This window comes from Streptomyces sp. NPDC002463 (assembly GCF_042889835.1).
Classification (GTDB): domain Bacteria; phylum Actinomycetota; class Actinomycetes; order Streptomycetales; family Streptomycetaceae; genus Streptomyces; species Streptomyces nymphaeiformis.
Genome location: NZ_JBIARL010000012.1, coordinates 98,557 through 124,813, shown reverse-complemented (window position 1 = coordinate 124,813; position 26,257 = coordinate 98,557). Strand labels below are relative to the sequence as shown.

25 protein-coding genes are annotated in these 26,257 nt (G+C 70.8%); 13 read left to right on the top strand and 12 right to left on the bottom strand.

Translation table 11 applies throughout. From position 1 onward, the window contains the following. Window positions 1–213: 213 nt before the first annotated feature. On the top strand, window positions 214–1,467 hold the full coding sequence (locus tag ACFYX3_RS24450; protein WP_389017024.1) for a ricin-type beta-trefoil lectin domain protein: 1,254 nt from the start codon (window positions 214–216) through the stop codon (window positions 1,465–1,467). An 86-nt stretch (window positions 1,468–1,553) separates the two neighbouring features. Here ACFYX3_RS24450 and ACFYX3_RS24445 read toward each other — a convergent pair whose 3' ends face one another. Continuing rightward, window positions 1,554–2,000: a DUF6924 domain-containing protein gene (locus ACFYX3_RS24445; protein WP_389017021.1), complete on the bottom strand. Its 447-nt coding sequence runs from the start codon at window positions 1,998–2,000 to the stop codon at window positions 1,554–1,556. Window positions 2,001–2,402: 402 nt separating this feature from the next. Between ACFYX3_RS24445 and poxB the strand changes: the two genes are divergently transcribed. After that, a complete protein-coding gene (poxB, locus tag ACFYX3_RS24440) occupies window positions 2,403–4,136 on the top strand; it encodes a ubiquinone-dependent pyruvate dehydrogenase (RefSeq protein WP_389017018.1) in 1,734 nt (577 codons plus the stop codon). Between the two features lie 177 nt (window positions 4,137–4,313). Beyond that, entirely contained in the window at window positions 4,314–6,137 is a 1,824-nt protein-coding gene (locus ACFYX3_RS24435) for an MFS transporter (RefSeq protein WP_389017488.1), read from the top strand. 172 nt (window positions 6,138–6,309) lie between these two features. Here ACFYX3_RS24435 and ACFYX3_RS24430 read toward each other — a convergent pair whose 3' ends face one another. Beyond that, window positions 6,310–8,823, bottom strand: coding sequence for an ABC transporter permease (locus ACFYX3_RS24430; RefSeq protein WP_389017015.1), 2,514 nt, complete (start codon window positions 8,821–8,823; stop codon window positions 6,310–6,312). A gap of 226 nt (window positions 8,824–9,049) precedes the next feature. On the opposite strand from ACFYX3_RS24430, the gene ACFYX3_RS24425 reads away from it, so the two are divergent. Together ACFYX3_RS24425 and ACFYX3_RS24420 are read left to right on the top strand one after the other, a co-directional pair. Then, window positions 9,050–10,318 carry a sensor histidine kinase gene (locus ACFYX3_RS24425; protein ID WP_389017012.1) on the top strand — a complete coding sequence of 423 codons (1,269 nt, stop codon included), beginning with the start codon at window positions 9,050–9,052 and terminating at the stop codon, window positions 10,316–10,318. Continuing rightward, window positions 10,315–11,040 (top strand): response regulator, encoded by a 726-nt coding sequence (locus ACFYX3_RS24420; RefSeq protein WP_389017009.1) that lies wholly within the window; start codon window positions 10,315–10,317, stop codon window positions 11,038–11,040. The genes ACFYX3_RS24425 and ACFYX3_RS24420 overlap by 4 nt, the downstream gene beginning before the upstream one ends. A gap of 303 nt (window positions 11,041–11,343) precedes the next feature. On the opposite strand, the gene ACFYX3_RS24415 is transcribed toward ACFYX3_RS24420, so the two are convergent. Beyond that, the gene (locus tag ACFYX3_RS24415; RefSeq protein WP_389017006.1) at window positions 11,344–11,466 is read right to left on the bottom strand and encodes a hypothetical protein; all 123 of its coding nucleotides are present in this window, start codon (window positions 11,464–11,466) and stop codon (window positions 11,344–11,346) included. Between the two features lie 85 nt (window positions 11,467–11,551). Here ACFYX3_RS24415 and ACFYX3_RS24410 point away from each other — a divergent pair, with 85 nt between their 5' ends. Next, a complete protein-coding gene (locus ACFYX3_RS24410; RefSeq protein WP_389017003.1) occupies window positions 11,552–11,917 on the top strand; it encodes a response regulator in 366 nt (121 codons plus the stop codon). A gap of 46 nt (window positions 11,918–11,963) precedes the next feature. Here the strand turns inward: ACFYX3_RS24410 and ACFYX3_RS24405 are convergent, their stop codons facing one another. Then, window positions 11,964–12,623 carry a response regulator gene (locus ACFYX3_RS24405; protein ID WP_389017000.1) on the bottom strand — a complete coding sequence of 220 codons (660 nt, stop codon included), beginning with the start codon at window positions 12,621–12,623 and terminating at the stop codon, window positions 11,964–11,966. Window positions 12,624–12,967: 344 nt separating this feature from the next. Here ACFYX3_RS24405 and ACFYX3_RS24400 point away from each other — a divergent pair, with 344 nt between their 5' ends. Further along, a complete protein-coding gene (locus ACFYX3_RS24400; protein WP_389016997.1) occupies window positions 12,968–13,375 on the top strand; it encodes an SsgA family sporulation/cell division regulator in 408 nt (135 codons plus the stop codon). Between the two features lie 27 nt (window positions 13,376–13,402). Here the strand turns inward: ACFYX3_RS24400 and ACFYX3_RS24395 are convergent, their stop codons facing one another. Then, window positions 13,403–14,800, bottom strand: coding sequence for a CHASE3 domain-containing protein (locus ACFYX3_RS24395; RefSeq protein ID WP_389016994.1), 1,398 nt, complete (start codon window positions 14,798–14,800; stop codon window positions 13,403–13,405). 533 nt (window positions 14,801–15,333) lie between these two features. Here ACFYX3_RS24395 and ACFYX3_RS24390 point away from each other — a divergent pair. After that, window positions 15,334–15,882: a CGNR zinc finger domain-containing protein gene (locus tag ACFYX3_RS24390; RefSeq protein ID WP_389017485.1), complete on the top strand. Its 549-nt coding sequence runs from the start codon at window positions 15,334–15,336 to the stop codon at window positions 15,880–15,882. A gap of 94 nt (window positions 15,883–15,976) precedes the next feature. Then, window positions 15,977–16,489: a peptide-methionine (S)-S-oxide reductase MsrA gene (gene msrA / locus ACFYX3_RS24385; RefSeq protein ID WP_389016991.1), complete on the top strand. Its 513-nt coding sequence runs from the start codon at window positions 15,977–15,979 to the stop codon at window positions 16,487–16,489. 5 nt (window positions 16,490–16,494) lie between these two features. Here the strand turns inward: msrA and ACFYX3_RS24380 are convergent, their stop codons facing one another. Continuing rightward, window positions 16,495–17,217, bottom strand: coding sequence for a hypothetical protein (locus tag ACFYX3_RS24380; protein WP_389016988.1), 723 nt, complete (start codon window positions 17,215–17,217; stop codon window positions 16,495–16,497). 313 nt (window positions 17,218–17,530) lie between these two features. On the opposite strand from ACFYX3_RS24380, the gene ACFYX3_RS24375 reads away from it, so the two are divergent. Further along, on the top strand, window positions 17,531–17,998 hold the full coding sequence (locus tag ACFYX3_RS24375) for an SsgA family sporulation/cell division regulator (RefSeq protein WP_389016985.1): 468 nt from the start codon (window positions 17,531–17,533) through the stop codon (window positions 17,996–17,998). A 146-nt stretch (window positions 17,999–18,144) separates the two neighbouring features. On the opposite strand, the gene ACFYX3_RS24370 is transcribed toward ACFYX3_RS24375, so the two are convergent. Both ACFYX3_RS24370 and ACFYX3_RS24365 read right to left on the bottom strand, forming a co-directional pair. Then, entirely contained in the window at window positions 18,145–18,915 is a 771-nt protein-coding gene (locus tag ACFYX3_RS24370) for a GNAT family N-acetyltransferase (protein ID WP_389016982.1), read from the bottom strand. A 370-nt stretch (window positions 18,916–19,285) separates the two neighbouring features. Continuing rightward, window positions 19,286–19,489: a hypothetical protein gene (locus ACFYX3_RS24365; RefSeq protein ID WP_389016979.1), complete on the bottom strand. Its 204-nt coding sequence runs from the start codon at window positions 19,487–19,489 to the stop codon at window positions 19,286–19,288. Window positions 19,490–19,806: 317 nt separating this feature from the next. Here ACFYX3_RS24365 and ACFYX3_RS24360 point away from each other — a divergent pair, with 317 nt between their 5' ends. Next, window positions 19,807–20,064 carry a WhiB family transcriptional regulator gene (locus ACFYX3_RS24360; protein ID WP_389016976.1) on the top strand — a complete coding sequence of 86 codons (258 nt, stop codon included), beginning with the start codon at window positions 19,807–19,809 and terminating at the stop codon, window positions 20,062–20,064. A gap of 43 nt (window positions 20,065–20,107) precedes the next feature. On the opposite strand, the gene ACFYX3_RS24355 is transcribed toward ACFYX3_RS24360, so the two are convergent. The 4 genes from ACFYX3_RS24355 to ACFYX3_RS24340 all read right to left on the bottom strand — a co-directional run bounded on the left by ACFYX3_RS24355 (window position 20,108) and on the right by ACFYX3_RS24340 (window position 24,731). Continuing rightward, complete coding sequence (locus ACFYX3_RS24355) at window positions 20,108–21,181, bottom strand: alpha/beta fold hydrolase (RefSeq protein WP_389016973.1); 1,074 nt, start codon at window positions 21,179–21,181, stop codon at window positions 20,108–20,110. A gap of 205 nt (window positions 21,182–21,386) precedes the next feature. Then, the gene (locus tag ACFYX3_RS24350) at window positions 21,387–23,084 is read right to left on the bottom strand and encodes an amidohydrolase (RefSeq protein ID WP_389016970.1); all 1,698 of its coding nucleotides are present in this window, start codon (window positions 23,082–23,084) and stop codon (window positions 21,387–21,389) included. Between the two features lie 210 nt (window positions 23,085–23,294). Next, window positions 23,295–23,876 (bottom strand): hypothetical protein, encoded by a 582-nt coding sequence (locus ACFYX3_RS24345; protein WP_389016967.1) that lies wholly within the window; start codon window positions 23,874–23,876, stop codon window positions 23,295–23,297. Between the two features lie 291 nt (window positions 23,877–24,167). Then, window positions 24,168–24,731 (bottom strand): CGNR zinc finger domain-containing protein, encoded by a 564-nt coding sequence (locus tag ACFYX3_RS24340; protein WP_389016964.1) that lies wholly within the window; start codon window positions 24,729–24,731, stop codon window positions 24,168–24,170. Between the two features lie 133 nt (window positions 24,732–24,864). Between ACFYX3_RS24340 and ACFYX3_RS24335 the strand changes: the two genes are divergently transcribed. Both ACFYX3_RS24335 and ACFYX3_RS24330 read left to right on the top strand, forming a co-directional pair. Further along, window positions 24,865–25,587, top strand: a complete 723-nt coding sequence (locus tag ACFYX3_RS24335; RefSeq protein ID WP_389016961.1) for a molybdopterin-dependent oxidoreductase — start codon at window positions 24,865–24,867, stop codon at window positions 25,585–25,587. Beyond that, entirely contained in the window at window positions 25,574–26,200 is a 627-nt protein-coding gene (locus ACFYX3_RS24330; RefSeq protein WP_389016958.1) for a cytochrome b/b6 domain-containing protein, read from the top strand. Before ACFYX3_RS24335 ends, ACFYX3_RS24330 begins: the two co-directional genes overlap by 14 nt. Window positions 26,201–26,257: the final 57 nt, after the last annotated feature.

Below are 26,257 nucleotides of genomic sequence, written 5' to 3'. Positions count from 1 at the left end.
CCGTGTCCACGCGTCACATCGACTCACCGGAAAGGTGTCATGACGACTTCCCAACCGAACGGTTCCCCCGACGAACCGACAGCCGTGGCATCCGAGCCGGCCGAGGCGGAGTGTGGCGGCGAGGCTGAGGAGAGGCCGGAGAGTGCCGCCTCGATGGCGGAACGCATCCTGACGCCGGCGCGGCCCCAGGGGCGTTCGGCAGTGCCGGCTGCCATGTCCGAGCCCGAAGCCGAAGAGCCCGAGCAACAGGAGGAGGGACCGGAGACCGAGGAAGCCGAAGCCGATCCCCAGGCTCTCGACACGATCGCGCTCGCGGCCGCCTCCGGGGCGTCGCCGAGCACTGCCGAGTCGGCCGCCCGGACGCCCGCCGACCAGAACGCGACCCCGTCGGCCGACGGGGAAACGGCGGCCGCGGGCACGGCGACCGCGGAATCGACCGCGGAGACGACCGCGGCCGCGGAGAGTGCCACCGAATCCGACGACGTCATCGGCGACTCCGACAGGACGGCGGCCAAGGCCGACCCCGGCCGGCCGCACAAGAGCCTGCTCGCGGGCGCAGCCATCATCGGTGCGCTGCTGCTCTCCGTGCCCTTCCTGATCGGCGGCGACGACGACGGACGGTCGGCCGCGAAGCCCGGCGCCACCCCGGGCACGGTCCTGGAGGGCATGGCGAGCGCGGTACCCGGCGTGGTCGGGTCGGAATCGCCCTCTCCGACCGCGTCCCGTACGAAGGGCGGCGCCGGGCCGAAGGGTGTCACCACCACCGGTCCGAACGGCAAGCCCATCGTCGTGACGGGGCCGAAGGCAGGCTCCGGTGGCGGCAAGAAGCCGACAGGAGGGGGCGGACCGGTCGGCGTGAAGGAGCAATCGGGCAAGACGCCATCCGGCTCCGGGGGTGCCTCGGGCGGCACCACCTCGGGTTCCGGAGGCACGTCGAGCCACACCGCCACCGGGTCCGGAAGCACGTCGACCAGTACCTCCTCCGGATCGGGAAGCACGTCGGGCGGCACTTCCTCCGGCTCCGGGACGAAGTCGAACAACACGTCCCAGACGACCTCGGGAGAGTCCTGGTCCGGCGGTGTGCAGATCTACGGCCATGCCTCCGGTCGTTGCATCGGGATCGCCAACAGCCCTGGCGCGCCCGTCGGCTCCAAGCTGGTGATCTGGGACTGCTACAACGAGTCCTACCAGCGGTGGAAGTTCGTCGACGGCACGGTGCAGTCCGAGGGCAAGTGCATGAACGTCAGCGGTGGCGCGACGAACAACGGCGCCGTCATCAACTGGACGACATGCAACGGATCGGGCGCGCAGCAGTTCCGGCTGAACTCGTCGCACGACCTGACCAACCCGCAGTCCGGCAACAGGTGCGTCGATGTCGTCGATCAGCGGACCGACAACGGCGCGCGTCTGCAGTTGTGGCAGTGCGCGGGCTCGCCCAACCAGAAGTGGAGTACGCGCACTCCCTAGGCGGATCGGCCGCCCACGCGCACGTGGGGTGCCCGCCGCTGTGACACGGCGGGCACCCTCGGGCGTACGCACAGAGGCTCGGTCGGTCAGAAGCCCCGGAAGACGCCGTCCTCCGCAGCGGCATCGACGAAGTCCTCCCAGTCCATGTTGGCGATCGAGATGTTGTTCTCGACCGCCCGGAGCACTTCCGTGACGACACGCAGTTCCTCGACCCGCGGCCGCGCGTCCCCGTCCATCCCGTCCTCCTCGTCCTCCCCGCGCACGTGGATGGCCAGCAGAGGCATCCCGGCCTCGGCCATGGCTGTCCTGTCCGCCACGATCAGGAGATCGTCCTCGTCGGGCGCCAGCGCGACGAGCTGCTCCGTGGTCAGGCCGCTGTAGGAGGGATCGTCCACGATGTGCAGATAGGCCATGTACGGGTCATCGCCCGCGGCCGGAGTGGTGACCGAGGTGCGCAGGGCCAGCCAGGCCGCCTCGTCGGAGAAGTCGGTACGGATCAGCAGGGTGTTGTCGCTCTGCGGAAGCTTGTTCATGGCCTGATCTCCTTGTGCGTGAGTGATGACCGCGGGACGGGCGACGTCCGGCATACGTGTTCCGTCCATGCTCTGCCTGGCCGACCTTTTCACACGTATGCGGTGTGTGCGATAGCCCCGGATCCGACAGTCGTCCGACCCAGGAAGGGAACGCTTCTGGCATCTGAGACGCAGTCATTCGACGGATGTGTGGCCCATGCAGGTTCTTGGAGACTGAACGGAGATCGAGCGGGCACTCGTCGCCCGCGGCGCCCGGTGCCGGCGGGCCCGGTCCACGCACGGCCCGCCTCGTGCGCGATGACCCGCCGGCCACGGGCGGCTCCGCCCCTTCATGGCGGCTCTGGCCCGTGCGACTCCCCGTCACGCGCCGGACGCGCTCACGACCGACGAAAGGCAACCGGCATGCCCACCTTTGCCGACCACGTCATCGCCTCGCTCCAGGCCTCCGGCGTGCGACGTCTGTACGGTCTGCCCGGTGACTCCCTCAACGGGCTGACGGACGCCATACGGCGCGCCGACGGCGTCGACTGGGTGCACGTCAGGCACGAGGAGAGCGCCGCCCTCGCGGCGGCGGCCGAGGCCGGGCTGACGGGCGAGCTGTCCGTCTGCGTCGGCAGCTGCGGCCCGGGCAACCTGCACCTGATCAACGGGCTCTTCGACGCCCAGCGAAGCCGGGTGCCGGTCCTCGCCATCGCAGCCCAGATCCCCGGAGCCGAGGTCGGAACCGGCTACTTCCAGGAGACCCGCCCGCAGGAACTGTTCGCCGACTGCAGCGTCTACGCGGAGGTCGTCACCAGCCAGGAGCACGGGCCCCGCATCCTCGCGACGGCGATGCGGGCGGCCGTCGAACGCAGGGGAGTGGCGGTCGTGGTCGTCCCCGGCGAGATCTTCCTCGGCCGGACCGACCGTGACGTGGCGCCCGCCGTCGTGCGCCCGGCCGGGACCGTCGTCCGTCCGGACGACCGCGACCTGGGCAAGGCCGCCGACTTCCTGAACGGCGCACGGCGCGTGACGATCCTGGCGGGTGCCGGCGCCGCCGGTGCCCACGACGACCTGGTCCGGCTCGCCGAGACCCTCAAGGCGCCCGTCGTGCACGCGCTGCGGGGCAAGGAGTACGTCGAGTACGACAATCCCCACGACGTCGGCATGACCGGCCTGCTCGGCTTCGCCTCCGGCTACAAGGCGATCGAGGAGGCGGACACCCTGCTGATGCTCGGCACCGACTTCCCCTACCGGCAGTTCTATCCGCGCGATGCCAAGGTCGTCCAGCTGGACATCCGCGGCGAGCAGATCGGCCGCCGCACCCACGTCGACCTGCCCCTGGTCGGCAGCGTGCGTGACACCCTTCCCGCGCTGCTGCCGCTGCTGGTCACCAAGACGGACCGCGAGCACCTCGACGCAGCCCTCGCGCACTACGCGCGCACCCGCAGGTCGCTGGACGCGCTCGCCGTCAACGACCACGACCGCACGCCGATCCACCCGCAGTTCGTGGCGAGCACGCTCGACCGCCTCGCCGACCGTGACGCGGTCTTCACGGTCGACGTCGGCTCCCCGGTGGTCTGGGCGGCCCGCTATCTGCACTTCAACGGGCACCGGCGGCTGCTCGGCTCCTTCAATCACGGCACCATGGCCTGCGCCCTGCCGCAGGCCGTGGGCGCACAGGCGGCCTACCCCGGCCGTCAGATCGTCTCGCTGTCCGGCGACGGCGGGCTCACCATGCTCCTCGGCGAGCTGTTCACGCTCCGGCAGAACGCCCTGCCCGCGAAGATCGTCGTCTTCAACAACGGATCGCTGAACTTCGTCGAGCTGGAGATGAAAGCGGCGGGCATCGTCAACTACGCCACCGCGCTGGACAATCCGCAGCTCGCCGAGGTCGCCGCCGCGATCGGCCTGTGGGCACGCCGGGTCGAGCGGCCCGGCGACCTGGAGGACGCGCTCAAGGGCGCCTTCGCGCACGACGGGCCGGCCCTGGTCGAGGTGATGACCGCCCGCCAGGAGCTGTCCGTTCCTCCGGCGATCACCGTGGAGCAGGCCAAGGGCTTCACCCTCTACGCCCTCCGCACCATTCTCTCCGGCCGGGGCGGGGAGCTCCTCGACCTGGTCTCCACGAACGTCGCCCGCCGGATCCTGCGCTGACCCCACCGTAGCGAGACATGTGACTCGCTACCGGCCCACCTCATGGTTGCCTCAAGCGACTTTCTGGCTCGGGCACACCATCAGACCCCTGTAAGGAAGAGGAACCTCATGACACCCACCCCGCACGCAGGCGCGCGGGCCTCCACCCGTCGCGGAGCCGGGTCCGCCCACGAGCCCATGACGCACGCACAGATCATGCGCGCACTGTCCGGGCTGCTGCTCGGGCTGTTCTGCGCCATCCTGTCCTCGACCGTCGTCACCAACGCGCTGCCGAGGATCATCAGCGACCTGGGCGGCGGCCAGTCCGCCTACACCTGGGTCGTCACCTCCTCCCTCCTCGCGGTCACCGCGTCCACCCCGTTGTGGGGCAAACTCGCCGACCAGTTCAGCAAGAAGGTCCTGGTTCAGTCGGCACTGATCGTCTACGTCGTCGGCTCCCTGGTGGCCGGCATCGCGCAGAATCCCGCGACGCTCATCTCCGCCCGGGTCGTCCAGGGACTGGGCGGTGGCGGCCTGTCCGCCCTCGCGCAGGTCGTCCTGGCCGCGATGATCTCCCCGCGTGAGCGCGGGCGGTACTCCGGCTACCTGGGCGCGACCTTCGCCGTCGCCACCGTCGGCGGCCCGCTGCTCGGGGGTGTCATCACCGACACCGACTGGCTCGGCTGGCGCTGGTGCCTCTTCGTCGGCATCCCCTTCGCCGTCGTCGCCCTGTTCGTGCTCCAGCGGACGCTGAACCTGCCGGTGGTCGAGCGCCGGGTCGAGGTCGACTGGGCCGGTGCCTTCTTCGTCACCGCGGCCGTCTGCGTCCTGCTGATCTGGGTCACCTTCGCCGACGACGCGTACGACTGGCTGTCGTGGCAGACGTACACGCTGGTCGGCGCGTCGATCGTGCTGACGCTGGTCTTCCTGTTCGTCGAGACGAGGGCCGCCGAGCCGATCATGCCGCTGCGGCTGTTCCGCAACGCCACCATCACGCTCGCCTCGGCCGCCTCCCTGCTCGTCGGCATCGCGCTGTTCGCGGGCACGGTCTTCCTCAGCCAGTACTTCCAGCTGGCACGTGGCGAGTCCCCGACCATGTCGGGCGTCATGACGATCCCGTTCATCGCGGGCCTCTTCGTCTCCTCCACCGTCTCCGGCCGCATCATCACCACGACGGGCAAGTGGAAGGGGTGGCTGCTGACGGGCGGTGTCCTGCTGACCGGGGGCCTGGCACTGCTGGGGATGCTCCGCTACGACACGTCGTACCCGTACACAGCCTCCTGCACGGCGCTGATGGGACTCGGCGTCGGCATGACGCTCCAGAACCTCGTGCTGTGCACACAGAACCAGGTGTCCCCGTCGGACCTGGGCGCCGCGTCCTCCACGGTGACCTTCTTCCGGTCTCTGGGTGGTGCGGTGGGCGTCTCGGTGCTCGGCTCGGTCCTCACCACCCGCATCGGCCACCATGCCCGCGAGACCATCACCGGGCTCGACCCGCAGGACCGGGCGACCGCCGCGAAGGCCGCCGGCAGCGGCCGGCTGCCCGACCTCGCGGTGTTGCCCGTCCCGGTCCGCACGTGGCTGGAAAGCGCCTACGGACACGGCATCGGCGACATCTTCCTGTACGGCGCGCCCATCGCCCTGCTCGCCTTCCTGGTGACGCTGTTCATCAAGGAGGTCCCGTTGCGCGCCTCCAGCGGCCTGGACCAGGCGGCCCGGGCCGCGGAGGTCGAGGCCGCCGAAGAGGCGGCGGCCTCCGGCAGCGTGGCGGTCCGTGGCCGTGTCCTCGCCGCCGAGGGCCGGCAGGTCCTGCAGGGCGTGGTCACGCTGACCTCCGCGGAGGGCCGCGAGTTGAGCCGCTCGGCCGTCCGGGCCGATGGCTCGTATGCCGTGGACGCACCCGGCACCGGGCGTTATGCCTTGGTCGCCTCCGCCGAGGGGTACCAGCAGCAGACGTCCACGATCGAGGTGACGGAAGAGCCGCTCGTCCACGACATCCGAGTGACGGCGTCCATGGGCTGACCGTCCCGGCCCGGCCGGGCCTGTCCCGGCAGGGACGACCGCCCGCACCCGTGGGGGAACGAGGGCAGGCGGCCGTCCCGTTCTCCACGTCCTGGTCTGATCTGTCGTCAACCGATCAGTGGAGAGCCTTGCCGATGAGTCAACGGCTCTGACAGGCACCCCGGTTCACCGCTCACCCCACCTCGCCGCCCACCGCCCGCGTCACCGCGACCGCCGACGCCCGTACCCCGGGCCCGAGCGCGGCGAGGGCGCCGACGACAGCCGCGCCCGCGAACAGCGCCAGCAGGGTCGCCCACGGTACGGAGATCACCGCCCCCTGCTGCCCCGCCACCGCCGCCACCCCGGCCGCGGTGCCCGCGAGGACACCCAACCCGGCGCCCAGGGCCGACACCACCACCGACTCCACCCGCAGCATGGACCGCACCCCGGCACGGTCCAGACCGACCGCGCGCAACAGGCCGATCTCCCGGGTCCGTTCGAACACCGCCATGCCCATGGTGTTGGCCACACCCAGCACCGCGACGGCGACCGTGACGCTGAGCATCGCGTACAGGACCGACAACAGCGCACCGAACCCCTGCTCCGCCTCCCGAGCCGCATCCGCCCGGTCCTGGACGAGCAGGACCGGATTGCGCAGCTCACGGCGGATCTCCTCCTTCAGTGCCGCCGTGTGCCCCGGCTCGGCCCGTACCAGGACGGCGTGAACCTCACCGGCAGGTGTGCCGTCCACCGTGAGGGCCTGTTCGGGCAGCAGGGCCGGACCGAGGGCCTCGGGACCGTCGTAGACCGCGACGATCTGCCGGTCCAGACTCCGGCCCTCCGCCGCCCCCTCGTCCGACAGCTCCCGGCCGGTGACACGGTCGCCCACCCGCCAGCCGTGCTCCTCGGCGAGGGCGCCGGTGACCGCGATGCCAGCGGCCAAGTCGTGGAGGTCACCGGCCCGCACGTCGAGGTCGGCGAGCCGACCCTCGGCCACGGCCTGCGGATCGACGACGGCCGCCCACAGGTCGGAGCCGTCGGACAGCCCGAAGCCCGCCTCGCGCACCGAACTGACCGCCGTCACCCCAGGCAGCCGCGCCACGCGCGCGGCCGTGTCCGCGCCGATCTCGGCGAAGTCGATCGCGGTGATCCGCAGATCGGTGGGCAGGGCGGCCTCGGCCTCGCGCCCCGCCGTGGCGCTCAGCGAGGCCAGTGCCACCGTGACCGCCGCGACGAGGGCCAGGCACACGGTGAGCGCACCGGCCGTCGCGGCCGTACGCCGGGGATTGCGGCGCGCGTTGGCCAGGGCCAGGGTGCCGCTCATGCCGACGAGCCGCCTCACCGGCGCCCGGAGTACGCGGGTGACGGCACGCGACAGCTGAGGCGTGAGCAGGATCAGCCCGACCAGCAGGATCGGCGTGGCGAGGGCCAGGACGGCGAGGTCTCCCGCTCCGGCCGCCAGCAGCAGCGCTCCGGCGGAGGTGACGGCGAGGCCGGTCCAGTTGCGGCGCCGCAGCGTGAGGGAAGGGGCCGGCACGTCCGTGCGCAGCGCTGCCACGGGGGAGACCGCGGCGGCACGGCGCGCGGGGACGAATGCGGCGGCGGCCGTGCACAGCACACCGACGGACAGGGCCGTCAGCAGGGGAAGCGGGGCCGGCACGTCCAGCGGCGCCGCGGCCGGGGGACCGGCCCCCGGGCGGAACAGGACGGTGAGCAGTGCCGCCACGCCGACCCCGAGGGCGTATCCGGCCGCTCCCGCGACGGTGCCGACGACGGCCGCTTCGGCGAGAACCTGGGCAAGTACCCGGCGACGGCTCGCCCCCACCGCCCGGAGCAGGGCGTGTTCGCGGGCGCGCGCCGCGCTGAGCATGGAGAAGGTGTTGCTCACCAGGAACGCGGAGACGAACAGGGCGATCCCGGCGAACAGCAGCAGCAGCGTGCCGAGTTTCTCGCGGTCGGGTGCCGCCGCGGCCTCCGCTTCCAGCTCCGCGCGGGTCACCGCCTCCAGGCCACGCGGCAGGACCCGCGCCACGCGGTCCGCGAGGACCGACGCCGACGTGCCCGGGACTGCCGTCAGCGTCACCGACCCGTACCGTCCGGGCGCCGGCGCGAACAGCGTGCGGGCGGTGGCGGGGTCGAAGGCGGTGACCGTGCCGCCCGTCGCGGTGGCGGGGTCGTACACGGTGAACACACCGGTCAGCCGGGCCGAGCGGACCTGCCCGGCGACGACGACCCGTACTCGGTTGCCGACCCGGTATCCGGCCCGCGAGGCCGACCACACGTCGACCGCGACCTCCCCGGGACCGTGCGGCCCGCGCCCGTGCGTCAGCGGGTAGCGGGGATCGGTGCCCCGCGCGCCCGGGACGAAAGCGACGCCCGTCGCGGCGGAGGGCGGCCCCACCAGGGTGCCGTCACGGGCCACGAGGAACGCACGGCCGCGCAGGGTGCCCCGGGTCGCCGACACCCCGGGCAGCGCGGCGAGCCGGCGTCGCAGTGACTCGTCGGGATCCGTGCCTCCTCCGGTGACACGCACCTCCACCGACACGTCGGGGCGCGAGGCCCGCTGGACCTGCTCGGCACCTTGGGCCAGGGACCGGGTGTACAGCAGCGAACCGCTGACGCAGGCCGCCCCGATCAGTACGGCCAGGGCGGGCAGCACGAAGCGGCGCCAGTCGCGGAGCACGGAGCGAACGACGGTGCGGAACATGGGACCTTCCGATGGGGCGGGACAGGCGCGGGGGAGAAGTGCGACGGCCGGACGGCACGGAGCAAGGCCGCCGACGGCGTCCGGCCCAGCGGCCGGACGGTCCGATCCTCGCCGTGGCCGGACGTCCGCGAATCGGCCGATGGGCCGGAACCGCGGAGGCCGGACCGGTGCTCCTCGGCCGAACGGCCGAGGCGGGGCGGCGGGGCGGCGCAGTAGCGTCCACGGCATGAACCCGCTCTTCGACGTCCCGGCAGGAGGCAGGCGGATCGCGGCGGTCGGCGCGGGGGTGCCGCTGCTGGCCGCGGTGGCCGCCGAGGGAGCCGACACCGGATCCCTCGCCCTGGCCGTGGCCTGGACGCTCGCCGGCGGCCTCCTGTCGGCCGCCGTCGCGACGCGCCGGGACCGCTTCGACGCGGTGGCCGCCGCCGGCGTCCTCGCGTCCTGTCTAGCGACCCTGCTGACCACCCTGGGGGCCGACAGGCCCGAGACGACCTTCGGGATCGTGGAGACCGGCGCCCTGCTGCTGGTCCTCGTCCGCGCGGTGCGCCTGCGCCCGCCGCTACGGGCGGCGGCCCTGGCCGGCGGGGCCCTGACCGCACTGACCGTGATCGTGCTGAGGCTGCCGCCGTCCGAGTACGAACCGTTGGTGCCGTTCCTGGTCCCCGCCCTCTGGTGCGCCGCCGTCCTGGCGACGGTGCTGGGCCTCTACCTCCGGCTGCACGACCGCTACCGGACTCGGGAGCACCAGGCCGTCGTCCAGTCGCAGCGCCTGGAGTACGCACGGGAGTTGCACGACTTCGTCGGCCACCACGTGACCGCGATCATCGCCCAGACCAAAGCGGTGCGGTACGCCACCGCGGCGGGTCGGCCGCCGTCGCCGGAGGAACTCGACGGCATGCTCGCGGACATCGAAGACGCCGGTTCGCAAGCCATGCGGTCGATGCGCAGCATGGTGGCCGTCCTGCGCGAGCCGGATCATCCGACGGGCGTGGAGGGCCCGTACGGCGGCCTCGCCGACCTGCGCACGCTGACGGACCGCTTCCCGGCGACCGGCCCGGTCCCCACGCTCACCCTCGACCCACGGCTCGTGGCCGGCCAGTTGCCGCCCGGCATCGCCACCACCGTGCACCACGTCGTCCGCGAATCGCTGACCAACGTGCGCAAGCACGCCCGCCGGGCGAAGGCGGTCACCGTGGACGTACGCCTGGACGACGGCACCGCCCCCGCCGTGCTCGTGTCGGTGACCGATGACGGGGCGGACTCCGCCGCGGCCGGCGGGGAAGGCGGCGCCTCCACCGACCCCGTACGCCGGACGCGGTCCCACTACGGTCTCGTGGGCCTGGCGGAGCGTGCCGCCATGGTGGGCGGCACCGTGACCGCGGGCCCGCGAGCGGGTGTGGGCTGGGTCGTCGAGGCACGTATCCCCCTGCCCGGCCCGCTGCCCACACCCGGCGACGACCGGCCGGCCGCCACGCCTGCCACCCTGGACGCATGACGATCAGCATCCTCATCGCCGACGACCAGCAGATGATCCGCTCGGCCTACGGCATGATCCTGGGCGCGCAGCCCGACATGGAGGTCGTCGCCTCGGTGGCCGACGGCGCCACCGCCGTGCGGGAGGCCCGGCGGCTGCGCCCGGACGTGTGCCTGTTGGACATCCGAATGCCGGGCCTGGACGGCCTGGAGGCGACCCGCCTGCTGGCGGGCCCGGACGCATCCGATCCGCTGAAGGTCCTCATCGCCACCACCTTCGACCTCGACGATTACGTGTACCGGGCGTTGCGCAACGGTGCCCACGGGTTCCTGCTCAAGGACGGTTCCCCCGCACTGCTCGTCGAGGCCGTGCGGGCCGTGGCCGCCGACAACGCCCTGATCTCCCCCTCGGTCACGGTCAGACTGCTGAAGCACATGACCGACGCCGCGGCGGAGGCCGCTCCCGGCCAGCCGGCGCCGCAGCCTCCGGGCCCCCGCCCGTCGGCGCCCGAGCTCACGCTCACCGCCCGTGAGCTGGACGTCGTGCGACTCGTCGCCCGCGGCCGTACGAACGAGGAACTGGCGGCCGAGCTGTACGTCTCCCTCTCCACCGTCAAGACGCACCTCGGCAGCGTCCAGCGCAAACTCGCCGCCCGCAACCGGGTCGAAATCGCTGCCTGGGCCTGGGAGAACGGCGTCATGGGCACACGGCGGGCGGGGGATGCCCCCGTCGGTCCGGCATGACGGCACGGGCCGATTCACGAATGATCGTCACCGGGCACCCGTCCCCACGGGTACCCGGTGACACCGGCCGCGGTCTTTGAGTCCCCAGCCGACCGCGGCCGCCCGGAGTTCCATACATATGTTTCTCGCTCCGGACACACGGCACGAGGAAGCAGTCCGGTGCTTCCGGCCGATGTGCAGAGGAAGCACCTTACATGTGTGCGACGTGGATCCCCGTCGGGGTGTTTCCTCGGGCCGAGGAAAGGCCCAGCTCGTCCGCGATCTCCGGGACCGTCGTCACCGCGTCCCGGGCGGTGCGGAAGTTCACGAAACACGTCTGCGGGACGGGCGGCCGTCGACGGCGGCGGGTGCGAGGAAGACCCGGCCGTCGGCCTGCACGGCGCGGGCGAGCCGTTCGTTGTGGGCGTCGGGTCCGGCGTCGTCCATGCCGGGCACGACGTGCGTGAGTGATGCACAAACCGTAGGGCTCGCCCTATGGTCCGCCCGCCGGACCGTTGCGCATGCTGAGGGCATGTGCATCGACATCGTCGTCGTCGACGACGACCCAGGATTCCGCCGCATGGCCACGACGCTGCTGACGGCACGGGGGCTGCGGGTCGTGGCGGAATCCCGGGACGGTGCCTCGGCCCTGGCCGCGGTGCGGGAACACCGCCCCCAAGGACTGCTGCTCGATCTCCACCTGCCCGACCTGGACGGACTGAGCGTGGCCCGACAGCTGGCCCAGGAGGAGGCTCCGCCGCGGATCGTCCTGACCTCCACCGACAGGTCGTTGTGGTCGCAGGAGGAACTGGAGACAGCCGGCATCGAGTGCTTCGTGGCCAAGGACAAGCTGGTCGATGCCGATCTGCGGAGCCTGTTCACCTCCGCCACGACCTGACGGTCCGCCCCGGGCTGAGGCCCTCCCGCCACTGCCCGGCGGACGGCTACTGACCGAGGTAGCGCAGCACCGCGAGCACCCGCCGGTGCTGCCCGGACGCCGCCTGACTGAGGCCCAGCTTCATGAAGATGCCGGTCACATGGCGCTCCACGGCCGCGACGCTCACGAAGAGCTGCTCGGAGATGCCCGTGTTGGAGTGGCCCTCGGCCATCAGTGACAGGACCTGCCGTTCCTTCGGCGTCAGCCCCGCCAGCGGGTCCTGCGGACGCTTGCGTCCCAGCAGCGCCGAGATGACGTCCGGGTCGAGCGCCGAGTCGCGGGCCATGACGCGTTCCACGGCGTCGACGAGGACCTGGGGGCTGGCGACCTTCTCCTTCAGCAGGTAGCCCACCCCGCTCGGGTCGTCGCCGACCAGGTCGAGCGCGTAGGAGGCGTCGAGGAACTGGGACAGCACGATGACGGCGGTCTCCGGCCGCGCGGCGCGGATCTTCCGTACGGCGTCGAGACCGTCCGCCTCCAGGGCCGGCGGCATCCGGATGTCGGTGATCACCACGTCCGGGTGGTGCTCCTCGGCGGCGCGGACCAGGTCCACCGCGTTGTCCACGGACGCGACCACGTCGATGCCCGCCCTGCCCAGGATGGTCGCGATCCCCTCGCGCACGATCGGCTGGTCTTCTCCGAGCACCGCCCGCAATGGTTCGCTCATGACGGCATCGTAGCCTGAGCCGATCTACGCATACATGACAAGAGGCGCAGGCCCCGCAGTGTGGGGTGTGCCCTACAGAAGCATGGGGGATCCCCGAGGAAGGCCGAGGGATCGCACGACAGATCCCGATACGTCATCAGCCGAAACTTGGTGTCTGGAAGGGGAGTTACGGCACGGTGGCCGCGGCCGGAACGCTCCTCGGGGTGCACCTGGCCGTACAGGGCGCGCAGCGACTGCTCGCGGCCCGCAGGTCCGGGCCATCGAATGAGGCGGCCCCGACCCGGGGCAGCCCACGACATTCCACGTCCGGGCCGGCCGACCGGCCCGGTCCCTAGGAGGCGACCATGAAGCAGTGCCACCTCTCCCTGGAGATCACCCTCTGGGGGACGTCCGAGCTCCCCCTGGAGCTGAACTGCGAGTTCTCCTACGACACCCGCGACCCGCTGGCCGTCACCCTGATCCTGAACAGCGACGGCGAGCGGCCGGTGCGGTGGAACCTCTGCCGGCGACTCCTCGCCGACGGCCTGGTCTCCAGGGTCGGCGAGGGCGACGTGGTGCTCTGGCCGCTGTTCGACAGGGACGGTGAGCAGCCCTCCTTCTGCGTACGTCTGGGAGGAGGAGACCGCGCGGCGCTCTTCGAGGTCCCCACCGAGCCGGTCAGCCGGTGGCTCGCCCGGACGTGGGACATGGTGCCCAGCGGGACCGAGCTGGACGGCGTCGACTGGGACGAGCTGCTCCAGCTCGCGGAATGACGTGAACCGACGGTGGGAACGGCCGGCTCAGTCCCGTATCGGTATCCGGATCAGAAGGGTGGTGCCGCCGCCGGGAGGGGAATCGATGGTCAGTCTGCCGTCGAAAGCGGCCACGCGGTCCGCCAGGCTGGTCATCCCGCTGCCGGCGTCGGCCTTGCCCACACCGCCTATCCCGTCGTCGACGACCTTGATCTGCAGCACCTCCCCGAACTCCACGAGGACGTCGATCCGGGACGCCTGGGCGTGCTTGACCGCATTGGTCACGGCCTCGGCCACCACGAAGTACGCGTTCGCCTCCACGGTGGGGGAGATCCTGCGCTCGTCCTCGCAGGCGACGACCGTGGGTACCGGACACCGGGACGCCAGATCCCGCACCGCCGGCACCAGACCCTTGACCGTCAGCACCAGCGGGTAGATCCCCGAGGCCAGTTCCCGCAGTTCGTTGATCGCCGTCTGAGCGATGTCGATCGACTGATCCATGAGGTCGGTCGCGGACGATTCCGTGTCGGGGAGCAGCTCACGGGCAAGCCGCAGGCTGATCATCAGGCTCACCAGGCGCTGCTGCGCGCCATCGTGCAGGTCCCGGGCGGTACGCCGGTGCACGGCCTGGGTGCTCTCCATGATGCGGCGGCGACTGTCCTGGAGGGAGGCGGCCATGCTGTTGAAGGAGGTGCCCAGTGCCCCGATCTCCGCGATCCTGCTGCTGGGCACCCGCACGCCCAGGTCACCACCCGCCAGTTCCTGTGCCGCTGCCGCCGCCCCGCGCACCGGTCGTACCACCGCGCGATGCTGGAGCACCGTGAAGACGGCACACAGCGCCGTCGACGCCGCGAGCCCGACGGCGGCGGCGAGCACCGCTTGGTGGCTGTTGGTCCCCGCGGCGTCCGTGCGCTCCGCGAGCTGGACGCGTTCGTCGGCCATGTACTGGTCGAACAGGGCCCGCAAGGCGTCGACGCGCCGCTTGCCCTCGGTCGCCTGCTCCAGGCCACCGGCGGCGGGGTCGCCGCGCCGGACCATCTCGACCAGCGGGATCGAGTAGTCGTCGAGGAAGGACCGCACGTCCCGCGCGATCCGTTCGGCGGCATCCCGCTGGCCCGAGGAGGTGGTGCTGTCGGTGAACTGCCGGCTCTCCGCGGGCAGCGCCTTGCGCGCCGCGTGCCACGGCTCCAGGAACCCCTCGCGCCCGGTGATGACATAGCCGCGCTGTCCGGTCTCCAGGTCGACGAGGAGCTGCTCCATGGTTCCGGCGTTGACGAGGGCGGTCCGCGAGGCCCGCCTGTCCGAAATGGAGGTGTTCGCGTCGTTGATCGCCCACAGCAGGACCGCGAACGCGACACCGATCAACAGGGCGAGCAGGCCGCTCGTCGCGACCGTGAGGCTCGTCAGCCCCAGTCGCCGACCCTTGTGTTTCCGCCCTGTGTTCATGGATTGCCTGCCCCCGATGGAATGGATGACGACACCAAAGTGTGCAGTGCATCCGCGAGGAGCAGAAGACACGTCCGGGAAATGGGAGGCTGAGCACACCGGACACACATGCGCCGATCGCCGCGGACGTCGTATGCATGCACGTCAGCAGGGATACGTATGTTGTGGTCCGAATGCACAGGAAGAAGGAGACGGTCGGCCACCGACCACGCGGCTTCCTCGAGCTCGCCGGTGTCGCCGCTCCGGACGAACGCCTCTACGGGGAGACGACCCGGTTCCCCTCCCGAGACGCGTACACCGATCGGCTCGCGCTCCGGGCCCGCCCGTACGACCCGGTCACGGTGCTGCGCCCGCTGTCCCGGCTGGTGCTGCTCGGCGGGCTCGCCGCCTTCCAGGACTTCGGCAGCTTCCCGCTGCGTGTGGAGCCGGTCAGAACGGTGACGATGAGGGACGATGGGGCTGTGGGGGCCGGGTCCTCGAGGGTTCGAGAGGGCAGACTTGCATTGTGTGGTGTCACCGGTCAGTATGGTTACGTGAATCATGCCTTTCCCTGTGGGACGCTCTGTCTGGACTTCGTCGGCACGCTGCGGGCGCGGCGCAACGCCATGCCGCTGGAGAAGCTGGCCACGCCCGGACTCCTGGACGACTGGTTCGTGGAGTCGGGGATGATGGATCTGGAGCCCGGCGCGAGCGAGGCCGACGTGATGGTCGCCGTGCAGCTGCGCGAGGCCGTCTACGACCTGGTCGTGGCGCGGCTGGACGGTCGGCCCCTGCCGCCGGAGGCGGTGGCCGAAGTGAACATGCACGCCTCCGGCCTGCCGGTGACCGTGCGACTGGGGCCGGACGGCGTCGTGAGCACGGGCCCGGTCGCCCAGGGGCTGGCCTCGCTGGCCCGTGAGGCGGTGCAGCTCCTGGGCGGCGACGATGCCGCGCTGCTGCGGGAGTGCGCCCGTCCGGAGTGCACGCAGGTCTACCTCGACCGCTCGCGCGGCCACCGCCGCGAATGGTGCGCCATGCGGACCTGCGGCAACAGGGTCAAGGCCGCCAACTACCGGGCGCGCCAGCACGCCGAGCAGGCCTGACCGCACCGGCCGAGACCCCACGGGACGGCGCCGACCACCCGACTCGCGTGGTCGGCAGAGGTGATTCGATACGTGACGAGGAAGGTGACGGACGATGGCAGGCAGTGAGGAAAGGGCCGTACTGGCGGGCGGTTGCTTCTGGGGGATGCAGGAGCTCATACGCAACCAGCCGGGCGTTCTGACGACACGGGTGGGGTACAGCGGCGGTGACCTGGCCCATCCGACGTACCGCCACCACCAGGGGCACGCGGAATCCATCGAGATCGTCTTCGACCGGACGGCGACCGACTACAGGACCCTCCTCGAGTTCTTCTTCCAGATCCACGACCCGACCACGAAGGACCGACAGGGCAATGACATCGGGGACAGCTACCGCTCCGCCGTGTTCTACCTGAACGACGAGCAGCGGCAGGTGGCCCTGGACACCATCGCCGACGTCGAGGCCTCGGGACTGTGGCCGGGCCCGGTGGTCACCGAGGTCACGCCGGCCGGCACGTTCTGGGAGGCCGAGCCCGAGCACCAGGACTACCTGAGGCTCTACCCGGACGGCTACACATGCCACTTCCCGCGCCCCGGCTGGCGACTGCCCAGACGAGAAGAGTCCTGACCCGCTCAGCGCGACAGCGAGGCGGCGTCTCCCATCACGATGACGGGCGCCTTCGCGGGGTCGAGTGCGCGAAGCAGCTCCTTCATGTGCTGCTTCGCGATGCTGACGCACGCATGGGTCGGTCCTCCGTGATCGACGTGCACCCAGACGCCACCGCCCTTGGCCCTGCCCAACGGCCGGGTCCAGTCCCGCGGTGACGTGCCGGGTTCGCGGTTGTAGTCGATGGCGACGACGTAGTCGAAGGACCCGGCCAGCGGCTCGCCCTTGAATCCCGTGCCGCTGATCGAGAAGCCGCCGGAGTGGTCGTACGGGAGACGAGCGCCCGGGTCGGGCAGCAGCCCGCCCGCCGCCGTGAGGCCGTAGACCCCCACCGGAGAGCGCAGGTCTCCCAGGCGGTGGTCGTCGGTCCAGCCCTTGAACCCGTTGTGCGCGGGCCAGGAACCGTCGGCGGGCCGCCACCCCACGTCCGTTCGCTCGTAGAGCCGGACCGTCGAGGTGGATGCGTCAGCGCCGTCGCCGGTGACGAGCAGGACCTGGCGGGATCCGGCAGGGATGTCGGCCAGCATGGCCGGTCCCACCCCGGGCAGAACACTCGGCCCCGGCGCGTGCTCGACCGCCGTGGCGGGGAGCTCCGGGAGACTGGCGGCGAGGGGCGCCTGTACGGGCTCGGGGGGCCGGGACGCCGAGCCGGTGCCGTCTCCGACGGCGCAGCCACTCAGCGCGACCATGGAACCGAGTACTACGCCAAGCACGGGGCCGTAGCGGCTCGACGTACGGAAGGTGCGGGCGGGATACGGCCGCTGCCTTTGCGGGGTGCGTATGTGATTCACACCTGTGCAACAGCCTGGACCCCGCCAGGGGTTCACTCGGACATGATCCGGGCGCCCCACCGGTACGGGCGCCCGTGGGCCCGGTCAGATGACTTACCGGCGGGCGTCCCGGCGCTGCATCACACTTCAGGGTCAGGTGACGGATGTCGTGGCGGTCCTGTTGCGGGAGGGTCGGAGGGTGGGATCTCGGACCAGGGAAGGGATTTCTGCCATGAACGGGGAACAGGCCGGTGTCCAGGCGGGCCAGGCGGGGGAGCTGCCGGTGTTCTGTCTGGACGTTCGTCGGGTGCTGGACGGTGTGCCGCTGCTGCCCGTCCGGGCCGAGTTCCGGTTCGAGATGTCGTCGCCGATGCTGGTGTCGGTGACGTTCACTCCGTGGCGCGGGCAAGCCGTGACGTGGCGTATCAGCCGTGAGCTGCTGTACCTGGGCTTGTACGAGGAGAGTGGCGAGGGCGACGTACAGGCGTGGCCGGTGCGGGGCGAAGCGGGGGAGACGGCCTCCTGGCTGCTGTTGGAGTCGAGGACGAGCAGCGCGGTGTTCGAGTTGCCGGTCGCGGAGGTCGAGGAGTGGCTGGACGCCACGTACGAACTCGTACCGGCGGAGGTGGAGGCACACACCCTGGACTGGGACGCCTTCCTCGGTGAACTGCAGGATGTCGGTGAACGTTCCGGCGACTGATCCACAGGCCTGGGCGCAGTCACCTGACTGATGCGCGCCCGGAAGGGACCGAAGGGACGGGATATCCGGATGTCCCTCGGGGGACTGACACAGGAGCGCACCGGCGGGGGCGGGCCTCTGCCCGGCCCCGCCCCCGCCGAAGGTCGTCAAGCGGTGAAGGCCGTCCAGGACTCCTCGACGTGGAATCCGGCTCGCTCGAAGAGCGGCACTGCCTCGTCGCTGGAGTGGAGATATGCCGTGTGCGCCCCGGCGTGCGTGGCGTCCTGCACGACCGTGTCGGTGATCGCCCTGGCCAGGCCGCGGCGCCGGTACTCGGGAAGCGTGCCGATGTTGGCGAGCCCGACGTGCTGCTCGGTGAGGATTCCCAGCCCGGCCGCCACAGGCTCCCCGTCCGCTTCGGCGAGATAGGCGCGGACGAAGGGCAGGCTGAGCACGGCAGGCGTGTAGAGGCTGGTGATGACCGCGGGTGGGGCACCGAACGCGGCGCCGAGAACCTCGGCGAAGGTCTCGGACTCATCGCTTCGCAGGGGCCGCACCGGACCCCCGCCGCCGGCTGTCTCCTTCCGAGTGCCTGTCAGCCGACGGAGCATGAAGGGCTGCCGGGAGACCGTTCCGAGTCCGTGGTCGAGGGCCAGCCCGACGAGGGCCTCCTCCGGCTCTCCCCGCAGTCGGATGCTCCAGGGCAGTCTCTGCGCCTGCTTCGCGGCGTTCTCGCACAGCAGGCCGATCTCCGTCGTGTCGGGTGCGGCAGCCACGCTGACGATCCCGTTCAGCGCGGGGATCTGCGAGCGGGTGAACGCCAGCAGAGCACCGCCGGGACCATGCTCGACGAAGCCGTTCGGAAGCGATTCGGCGAGAGCCTCGACTGCCGCGCGGAAGGCTCCGGCGGCCTGGCTCACCACATCTCGATTGTCCATATGTGTGAGTGTAGCTCGACACACATGTCTCTTCTCGGGAGATCGACGTACGTACCGATGCCGTCCGCTGCGCGATCAGCGCTCGTCGGAGGGGCGGTCGGTCCTGCCGGACTCTCGACATGTCGCGGACGGAGCGTCAGTGGGGGCCAGGCACCCATGGTGCCTGGCCCCCTTCTCCCGCTTGCACAGAGCAAGCTGCATCAGTGCGCCCACGTCCCGGTCGGGGGATGCCGGAGCGTGGGCGCACGCCCGCAGCCTCGTCGCCGAGGCACGGGAGTCTCACCTACTTGGTAACGAGGGGCGGAGCCGGCGGGTTCACGCGAGGTCACGGAGTCTTCGCCTTTTCGACGCGCCTCTTGCGGCTCGCTCCTCAGAAATCCGTTGCCGCCGGTCCGTACCCCCACATCGGCACCGTCGCCGACCAGGTCCAGAGGCGCGTGGCGTCGAGCAGTGTGCCGGCACCGACGCCCGGGGCAGGCCCGTCCGCGGCGGTACGACGCGTGTCGTCATCGCGGCCGGCGATCGACGGCCGATCCTCGGTGTTGCCTTCCTCGATGTACGTCGTGAGACCCATGTTCTCGCCCGTCTGTCCGGTCGGCCCACCCGTGGTCAGCGATGCCGATGTCGTCCGTGGCCGCGGGAAGCGGGTCCCGTGCCGGGGGAAGTGGCACGGGGCCCGCCGTTCGCGGGGTGAAGGGGACCACGGGATGAGTCGACACCCGAGAGCACGTCGCCTTCGCGAAGTAACCGACCTGACTGGTTACGAATCGATAGTAGACACGAGACGGATAACCAGTCAAGACGGTTCCCTGGATCCGAGTGGTCGACTATGGCACCTTATGTGAACACCTATATCCTGAAAAGGGCGACCGCCTGGCAGAAGGAGCAGCTATGGACACAAGCACAGCCGCCGTCTTCACGACCACGGGCGCCGAGCCATGTGTGGGACTGGACGTCTTCTTCCCCGACGACTACCACGACAACCGAGAGGTGAATCGGGCCAAGGCGCTCTGCCGAACCTGTCCTGTCCTGCAGGAATGTCGCGCCTGGGCTCTCGACAACCCCACTCTCGCCACGCATGGGATCTGGGGAGGGCTGACGCCGAAGCAGCGCAGTACCTATCGCCGCCCTGCGCCGGCCCGCACCTGACGTCCCCTCGGTCCCTGTCTCCGAGTGCGCCGGATTTCCCAGTTCAGAGCCATGGCGAGGTCTTCGCGAGGGACTGAAGGGACCGGAATCGTCCATCGTGACGCGCACGCGGGGCCGTTGACCCAGGTATGTCGTTGTCAGACCCGGAGCACACCCGTCGGTTGCCGACACCTGTGAGGCTGTCCCAAGGCCTGCATATGCCGCCGGGGGCGGTCACGAAATCGAGAACCGCGTCACGGAAGAGCTCGGGCTCCTCGATGTGGCCCAGGTGCCCGCTGTTCTCCAGGACGACCAGCCGGGAACCGTGGATCAGTTCGTGGAGCTCCCCGGACCAGCGCGGACCGCAGATGACGTCGTGCCGGCCCACGACGACCAGCGTCGGAAGCTCCAGCCCCTTGAGCGCGGCGCGGTCGTCGATGAGGTCGGGCCAGAGGTCCTCGTCGAGACCCGAGACGAACGTGGCACGCAGCGCGTCCCGGACCGGGCCGAACCGCTCCTCGTCGCCCCAGTAGTCCGCGAAGTACGAGGGCAGCACGCCCCGGGCCACGGCGAGGGTCGAGTCGTCGTCCGCGATGGAGGACATCGCGTCGAACGCTGCCAGGACCCCGACGAGACCGGGGTGCCCGGCGTGCTTGGCAGCGAACTCCCGCACCCTGCGCCCGGCTTCCTCACCGTGTTCCGGACCGGTGACGGGCGCGCCCCCGTACAGCACGACCCCCGCCAGCCGCTCCGCGCGGTGCAGGGCGTGGTACGCGGCGACGAACGCGCCGTGCGAGTGGCCGAGGAGGTGCACCTTGTCCACGCCCAGCCGGTTGATCAGTACCTCCAGGAAGCGGCTGTACCGGTCCCGGGTGTATCCGTGCGGGTGGGAGGGGAGCCGCCCGGAGTCACCGGTGCCGATGGGCTCCACGTAGACCATGGTCAGGTGCCGCTCCAGCAGCGGCATCCGCATGTACTCCCAGAAGATGCCGGGACCGCCGGAGTGGACCACGCAGACCGGGCCGTCGCCGTACACGTGGTAGCGCTGCCTGATCCCGCCGACCTCGTAGGAGTGGGCGCCGTGGGACAGCGGGCCGTTCGGCTCCCGCCCGGCGGCGGTGTGCGTCGGGATGTTCATGGAGGTCTCCCTGTGGTGAGTAGGCGACTGACACCGACAGGACGGAGTGGAGACCCCGAAGTTCGATTCCCTCGGTGTGTCCTGCATCACGCCGCGCGGACGATCGCCGCCGTTCCTCCGTGGGCGGGCGGAGCCCCCGCCCGCCGCGCACAGGGAGGAGTCGCGGCGGACGGGGGAGCAGGAGGGCGGACCCGGGTGGGGTCCGTCAGGTCACGGGCGGAAGGCCGGGGCCGGTGGTGCCGAGCTGCTCGGCGGCGATCACCGGCGGAACCGGCCACGTCACCCCCGCCGGCGGCCAGCTCTGGCCGGTGGCCCTGAGGAAGCTCGCCGGCGGCTCGTACAGGGGCGGCTGGGTTCCGTCGGGGATCATCGACGCCCAGGAGACGCCCTCGGTGCGGTCCTTGAACTCCTGCTTCATGGCGTCGAGCAGTGCGGGCTGCTCGATCAGGTCGATCGCGCCCGCCGCCAGGTAGCGGGCGGCGGACAGCAGCGCCTGGTGGCCGATGTTGGTGGCCGCCGTGGCGGTGACTCCCCAGTTGTGGTTCGGGATGCCGGGCGGGTAGGCCGCGGACAGCAGGACCGCGGTGGGCGCCTGCCAGCTGATGTCGGCCGTGTCGGTGGCCAGACCGCCCGTGTAGGCGGCGGCGGGGGGCGCCAGCGGGGTCAGGCCCGTCGGCATGCCCACCTCGGGCTTGCCGAGTGACTTCTGTACGGCCTTCGCCAGGGCGTGGTCCGCGTCGGTGAACCGGGGCGCGCCGATCTGCTGCATGTTGTCGTTGAGCAGTTCCGCGCCGGCCTTGTTGGCCAGCAGGTTCCAGGTGGCGGCGTGGAACTTGTGCACCAGGCGGGTCTGGCTGGCCTGGGCGGCCGCCTTCGCGCACTCCACGATCTTGCCGTACAGCACGCGGGCGCGCGCCGGGCTGCCCTCGCGGACGAAGAACCAGATGGAGCACATGTCCGGGGTCACGTTGGGGGCGCCACCACCGTTGATGATCGCGTAATGGAACCTGCCGGACGGGGCGACGTTCTTCTCCCGCAGGTACTCCGACATCGTCGCCATGAGCAGGGCGCCGTCCAGGCCGCTCTTGTTGCCCAGCGGGGTGCCGCCGTGCCCCGAGGCGCCCAGGAAGGTGAAGGTCGTCGATATCAGGGCGCTGGTGGTGTTCCAGAACGGCACCGTGATGTTGAACGGGTGCCAGTCCAGGAAGGCGTCCAGGCCGTCGTAGACGCCCTCCTTCACCGCGTAGGCCTTGCCGACGAGCTGCTCCTCGCCCGCGCTGCCGAACAGCTTGACGGTGGCCTTCAGTCCGTGGGCCCGGATCGCCTGCGCGACGGCGATGGCGGCGGCCGTGCCGCCCGCGCCGAGGGTGTTGTGCGCGTCGCCGTGACCGGCGCCGTAGGTCGGCCCGTAGGCGTCGTAGTGGTAGACCAGCGGGTCGTGCGAGGCGGCGCCCTTCTTCTGGGAGAGTCCGGGCAGGGCGTCGTACTCGGCGTTGAAGCCGATGACAGGCCCCTCCGTCCCGTACGTGGCCACGAAGGCGGTCGGGAAGCCGGCCGAACCCCACTGGACGGTGAAGCCGTTCGCCTTGAGCAGGGAGGCGGTGGCGAGGGAGGACTTCCACTCGCGCAGGGACAGCTCCGCGTGCTGCCACACGTCGTCGCTCAGCTTGGTGATCGCGCCCGCGTTCGAGCTGATCCAGTCGAGCGCCGTCTGCTTGGCCGCCGTACTCACGGCCAGTCCCTTGGGTGCCTGGTAGGTGGCGGGGGAGACGCCGGTCTTCTCGTCGTGCCCGAGGGTCGCCGCGAGCACGGGATCGGCCTGGAGGATGGCCGCGGTCGTCGCGGTGGCGCTCAGCCCGAACATCTTGAGCAGGCGCCTGCGGCCCATGTCGAGATTGCTCATGCGGTCGTCTCGTTCCTCGCTCTTGGGGAAGGGCGGCTGACAGTCGGACGAGGAGGACCTCGGACGCTCCCCTTCGGCGGCCAGGGGCGACGGCCCGTCACCGGTGGCGATCCGCGGAGGAAGGGGACACCTCACAACTCCGATGCCCCGCATCGGAGTTGCCGACCGATATGTGTGCGACGGAGTATGTCACACACATGTGCCGAATCCCTACGGCGTCGGTGTCGGCGTCGTGTCCGCGCCTCGACCCGGCTCGGCGATGGCGTACGTCACGGACCGCTGCTGCTTGTGACGCAGGATCTGCCCCTTGGCCACGAGTGACTCCAGCGTGTTGCGTACGACCTGTGGGGTGGGGTTGCGGGTCGGGTGCTTCTCCCGCAGTTCGTCCCGCAGCTCCTTCGCCGGGCGTGGCTCGCGGTGATCGGCGAGCAGAGCCGTCAGGAGGTCTCCCAGCAGAGGCGGCCGCGACTTCCCCTTCGCGGCGGCTCGTGCTGTCCCCCCGCCGGGCGCCGTATCCCGTACGGGTGTGACCGGGGGCGCAGCGGATGTCCGGAGCGTTACCCTCCCGTCGAGTACGGGCTCTTCCTGGGCCTGTTCGGGCAGGGGCGGGGGCTCGGAGAGGCCCTCGTACCGTTCGGCCAGATCGAGGATGTTGATCAGGAGGACCTCCTCCTGCTTCAGCAGCTCGATCTTCTTGGCCAGCTCCAGCTGACGCCGGCGGTTCTCTTCGAGATCCGATGCCGCCTGATCGACGAGCCGCGCTCGGAGTCTGGAGGTTGACTGATGGGCCACGACCGTTCACTCCCTGGTAATGGATGGCGCTGCGCATGGTACCTACGCCGGAGCTTCCGCGCAGGAAAGCACATGTGCGCAGGACGCTTGCCCGGTGCGGCGCCACCCACAACAGATCGGCGGCGCAGCGGGTCCTTCGGAAGGACATGCCCCCGAAACATGTCTGCGAATCCCCGAGGCCCGGCTCGGCACGCGACCTGCTCCACACGTCGGCCGTGGCCTCCGAGGTGACGGGACCGAGGGGCCCCGTCACCGCGTGCGGCTCATGTCGTCCGACCGGTGCCGGGTCCGTCAGCGAACGGTCAGGGCGGGTGCCTGCCTCTTGCGAGCGCGGTAGGCGGCCGCTTTGAATCTGTTCCCGCAGGACTCCATGCCGCACCAGTGCCGTCTCGCGCCCCGCGAGCGGTCGACGTAGACCCGGGTGCATTCCGGGTTGCCGCACTCCTTCAGCAAGCGGGCATCAGGGCCGCCGAGCAGTTCGACGGCCCTGCGGGCCACGGTGGACAGGGCTTCTTGCGGGGTCGCTGTCGTCAGCCGGCCGGGCGGGGCGAGCTGTGGCTGGGCGGCGGGCCTGCGGGCCGCTTCGTTCACCACGTCGAGTGCGGTCTCGCCGTACGGCCTGCCGTGGCGCAGGTCCGTGACCAGCTGATAGACGGCCTCTCGCACGATGCGTGCCCGTTCGAGGTCGGCTTCCGTGCAGGGGCTGATGGAGTCCACGAGTCCGGACGCCAGATACCAGGATTCGAGTTGTGCCGGTGCCGTGAGCACTTCTGTTCCGGACGAGCGCCGCGCGCGGAGCGTGGCGGCGAAGTCCAGTGCGGGATCACCACACACGAAGACGTGTCTAGATGTCATATAACCAGTCTGGCAGGTTACTACATGTCGAGCAAGAAGTTGTACCGTTGACGCACGTATCAATGCGTGGCAAAATCATCACCGCTTAGAGCGGTGACTAAGGATGGTCGCCCATCCCGAAGGAGCAGCGAACATGGCTGACCAGCCGGAACGACGCGCCAAGGGCGCACCAGTGGGGCGGCGCGCGCTGCTGGGCATGCTGGCCGCAGGAGCGGCGGGACTCGCCGCGGCACCGCCCCTCCAGCGCGGCTGGGAGAGCTTCCTCGGCGCCGCCTCCCAGAAGGACCCCACCGGACTCACCGGACTACTGCCCAATCCGGGCGGGTTCCGGTACTACAGCATCGTCGGATCGGTGCCGCGCAAGGACGACGGCAACTACGCGCTGGCGATCGGCGGCCTGGTCGACCGGCCCAGGACCTACACCCTCCCCGAACTGCGGGCGCTCCCGCAGACGCGGGTCATCGGCGACGCGGTCTGCACCGACGGGTGGCGCGTGGACAACACCCCGTGGGAGGGGGTCAAGCTGTCGGACCTGCTCGACGCCGCCGGAGTGCGCGACAAGGGCACGGCAGTCCGGTTCACCTGCTTCGACGGCGCCTACAGCGAGAGCCTCACCATCGAGCAGGCCCGCCGCTCGGACGTCCTCGTGGCGCTGAAGCTGCAGGACGAGCCGATCAGCCATGTGCAAGGCGGCCCGGTCCGCCTGTACGTGGCACCGATGTACTTCTACAAGTCGGCCAAGTGGCTCTCCGGCATCGAGGTCACCGAGCAGGTGGTCCCCGGCTTCTGGGAGGAGCGCGGCTATCCGGTCGACGGCTGGCTCGACGATGCGGACCGGACCGATGGCGCTGCCTGACCAGGACGGCCGCATCCGGCGCTTCGGCCGACCCCAGCGGATGGTCCACCGGGCGACCGGATGGCTCATGCTGATCTGCCTGACCACCGCGGCCTGTCTGTACCTGGGCCCGCTCGCCCAACTCGTCGGCCGGCGCCACCTCATGGCCACGGTCCACGAATGGTCCGGCATCCTGCTCCCGGCCCCCGTCCTGCTGGGCCTGCTGTCCGCCGAATTCCGTGCCGACCTACGTCGCCTGAACCGGTTCGCCCCGTACGACCGGGAATGGCTGCAGGCCGTCCGCAAGCGTCACGACTGGCCCGGGGCGCGCCCGGCCGGCAAGTTCAACGCGGGACAGAAGCTCTACGCGGGCTGGATCGCCGGTGCCGTGCTGGTCATGATGTTCACCGGCCTGCTGATGTGGTTCATGGACCTCCTGCCCTTCATCTCCCGCACCAGCGCCATCTTCGTCCACGACATCGTGGCCTGGGCGATCACCATCGTCGTCATCGGTCACATGCGCAAGGCGGCCGCGGACCCGGAGTCACGCCTGGGCCTGCGGACCGGTTACGTCAGCAAGTCCTGGGTCGAGCGCCACCACTCCCGATGGCTGGACCAGGACAGGTCGCAGTGACGGTCCCGCCGGAGCGGCAACCGACCGTCAACTGACTGATGTGCCGCCGCGAGAGCG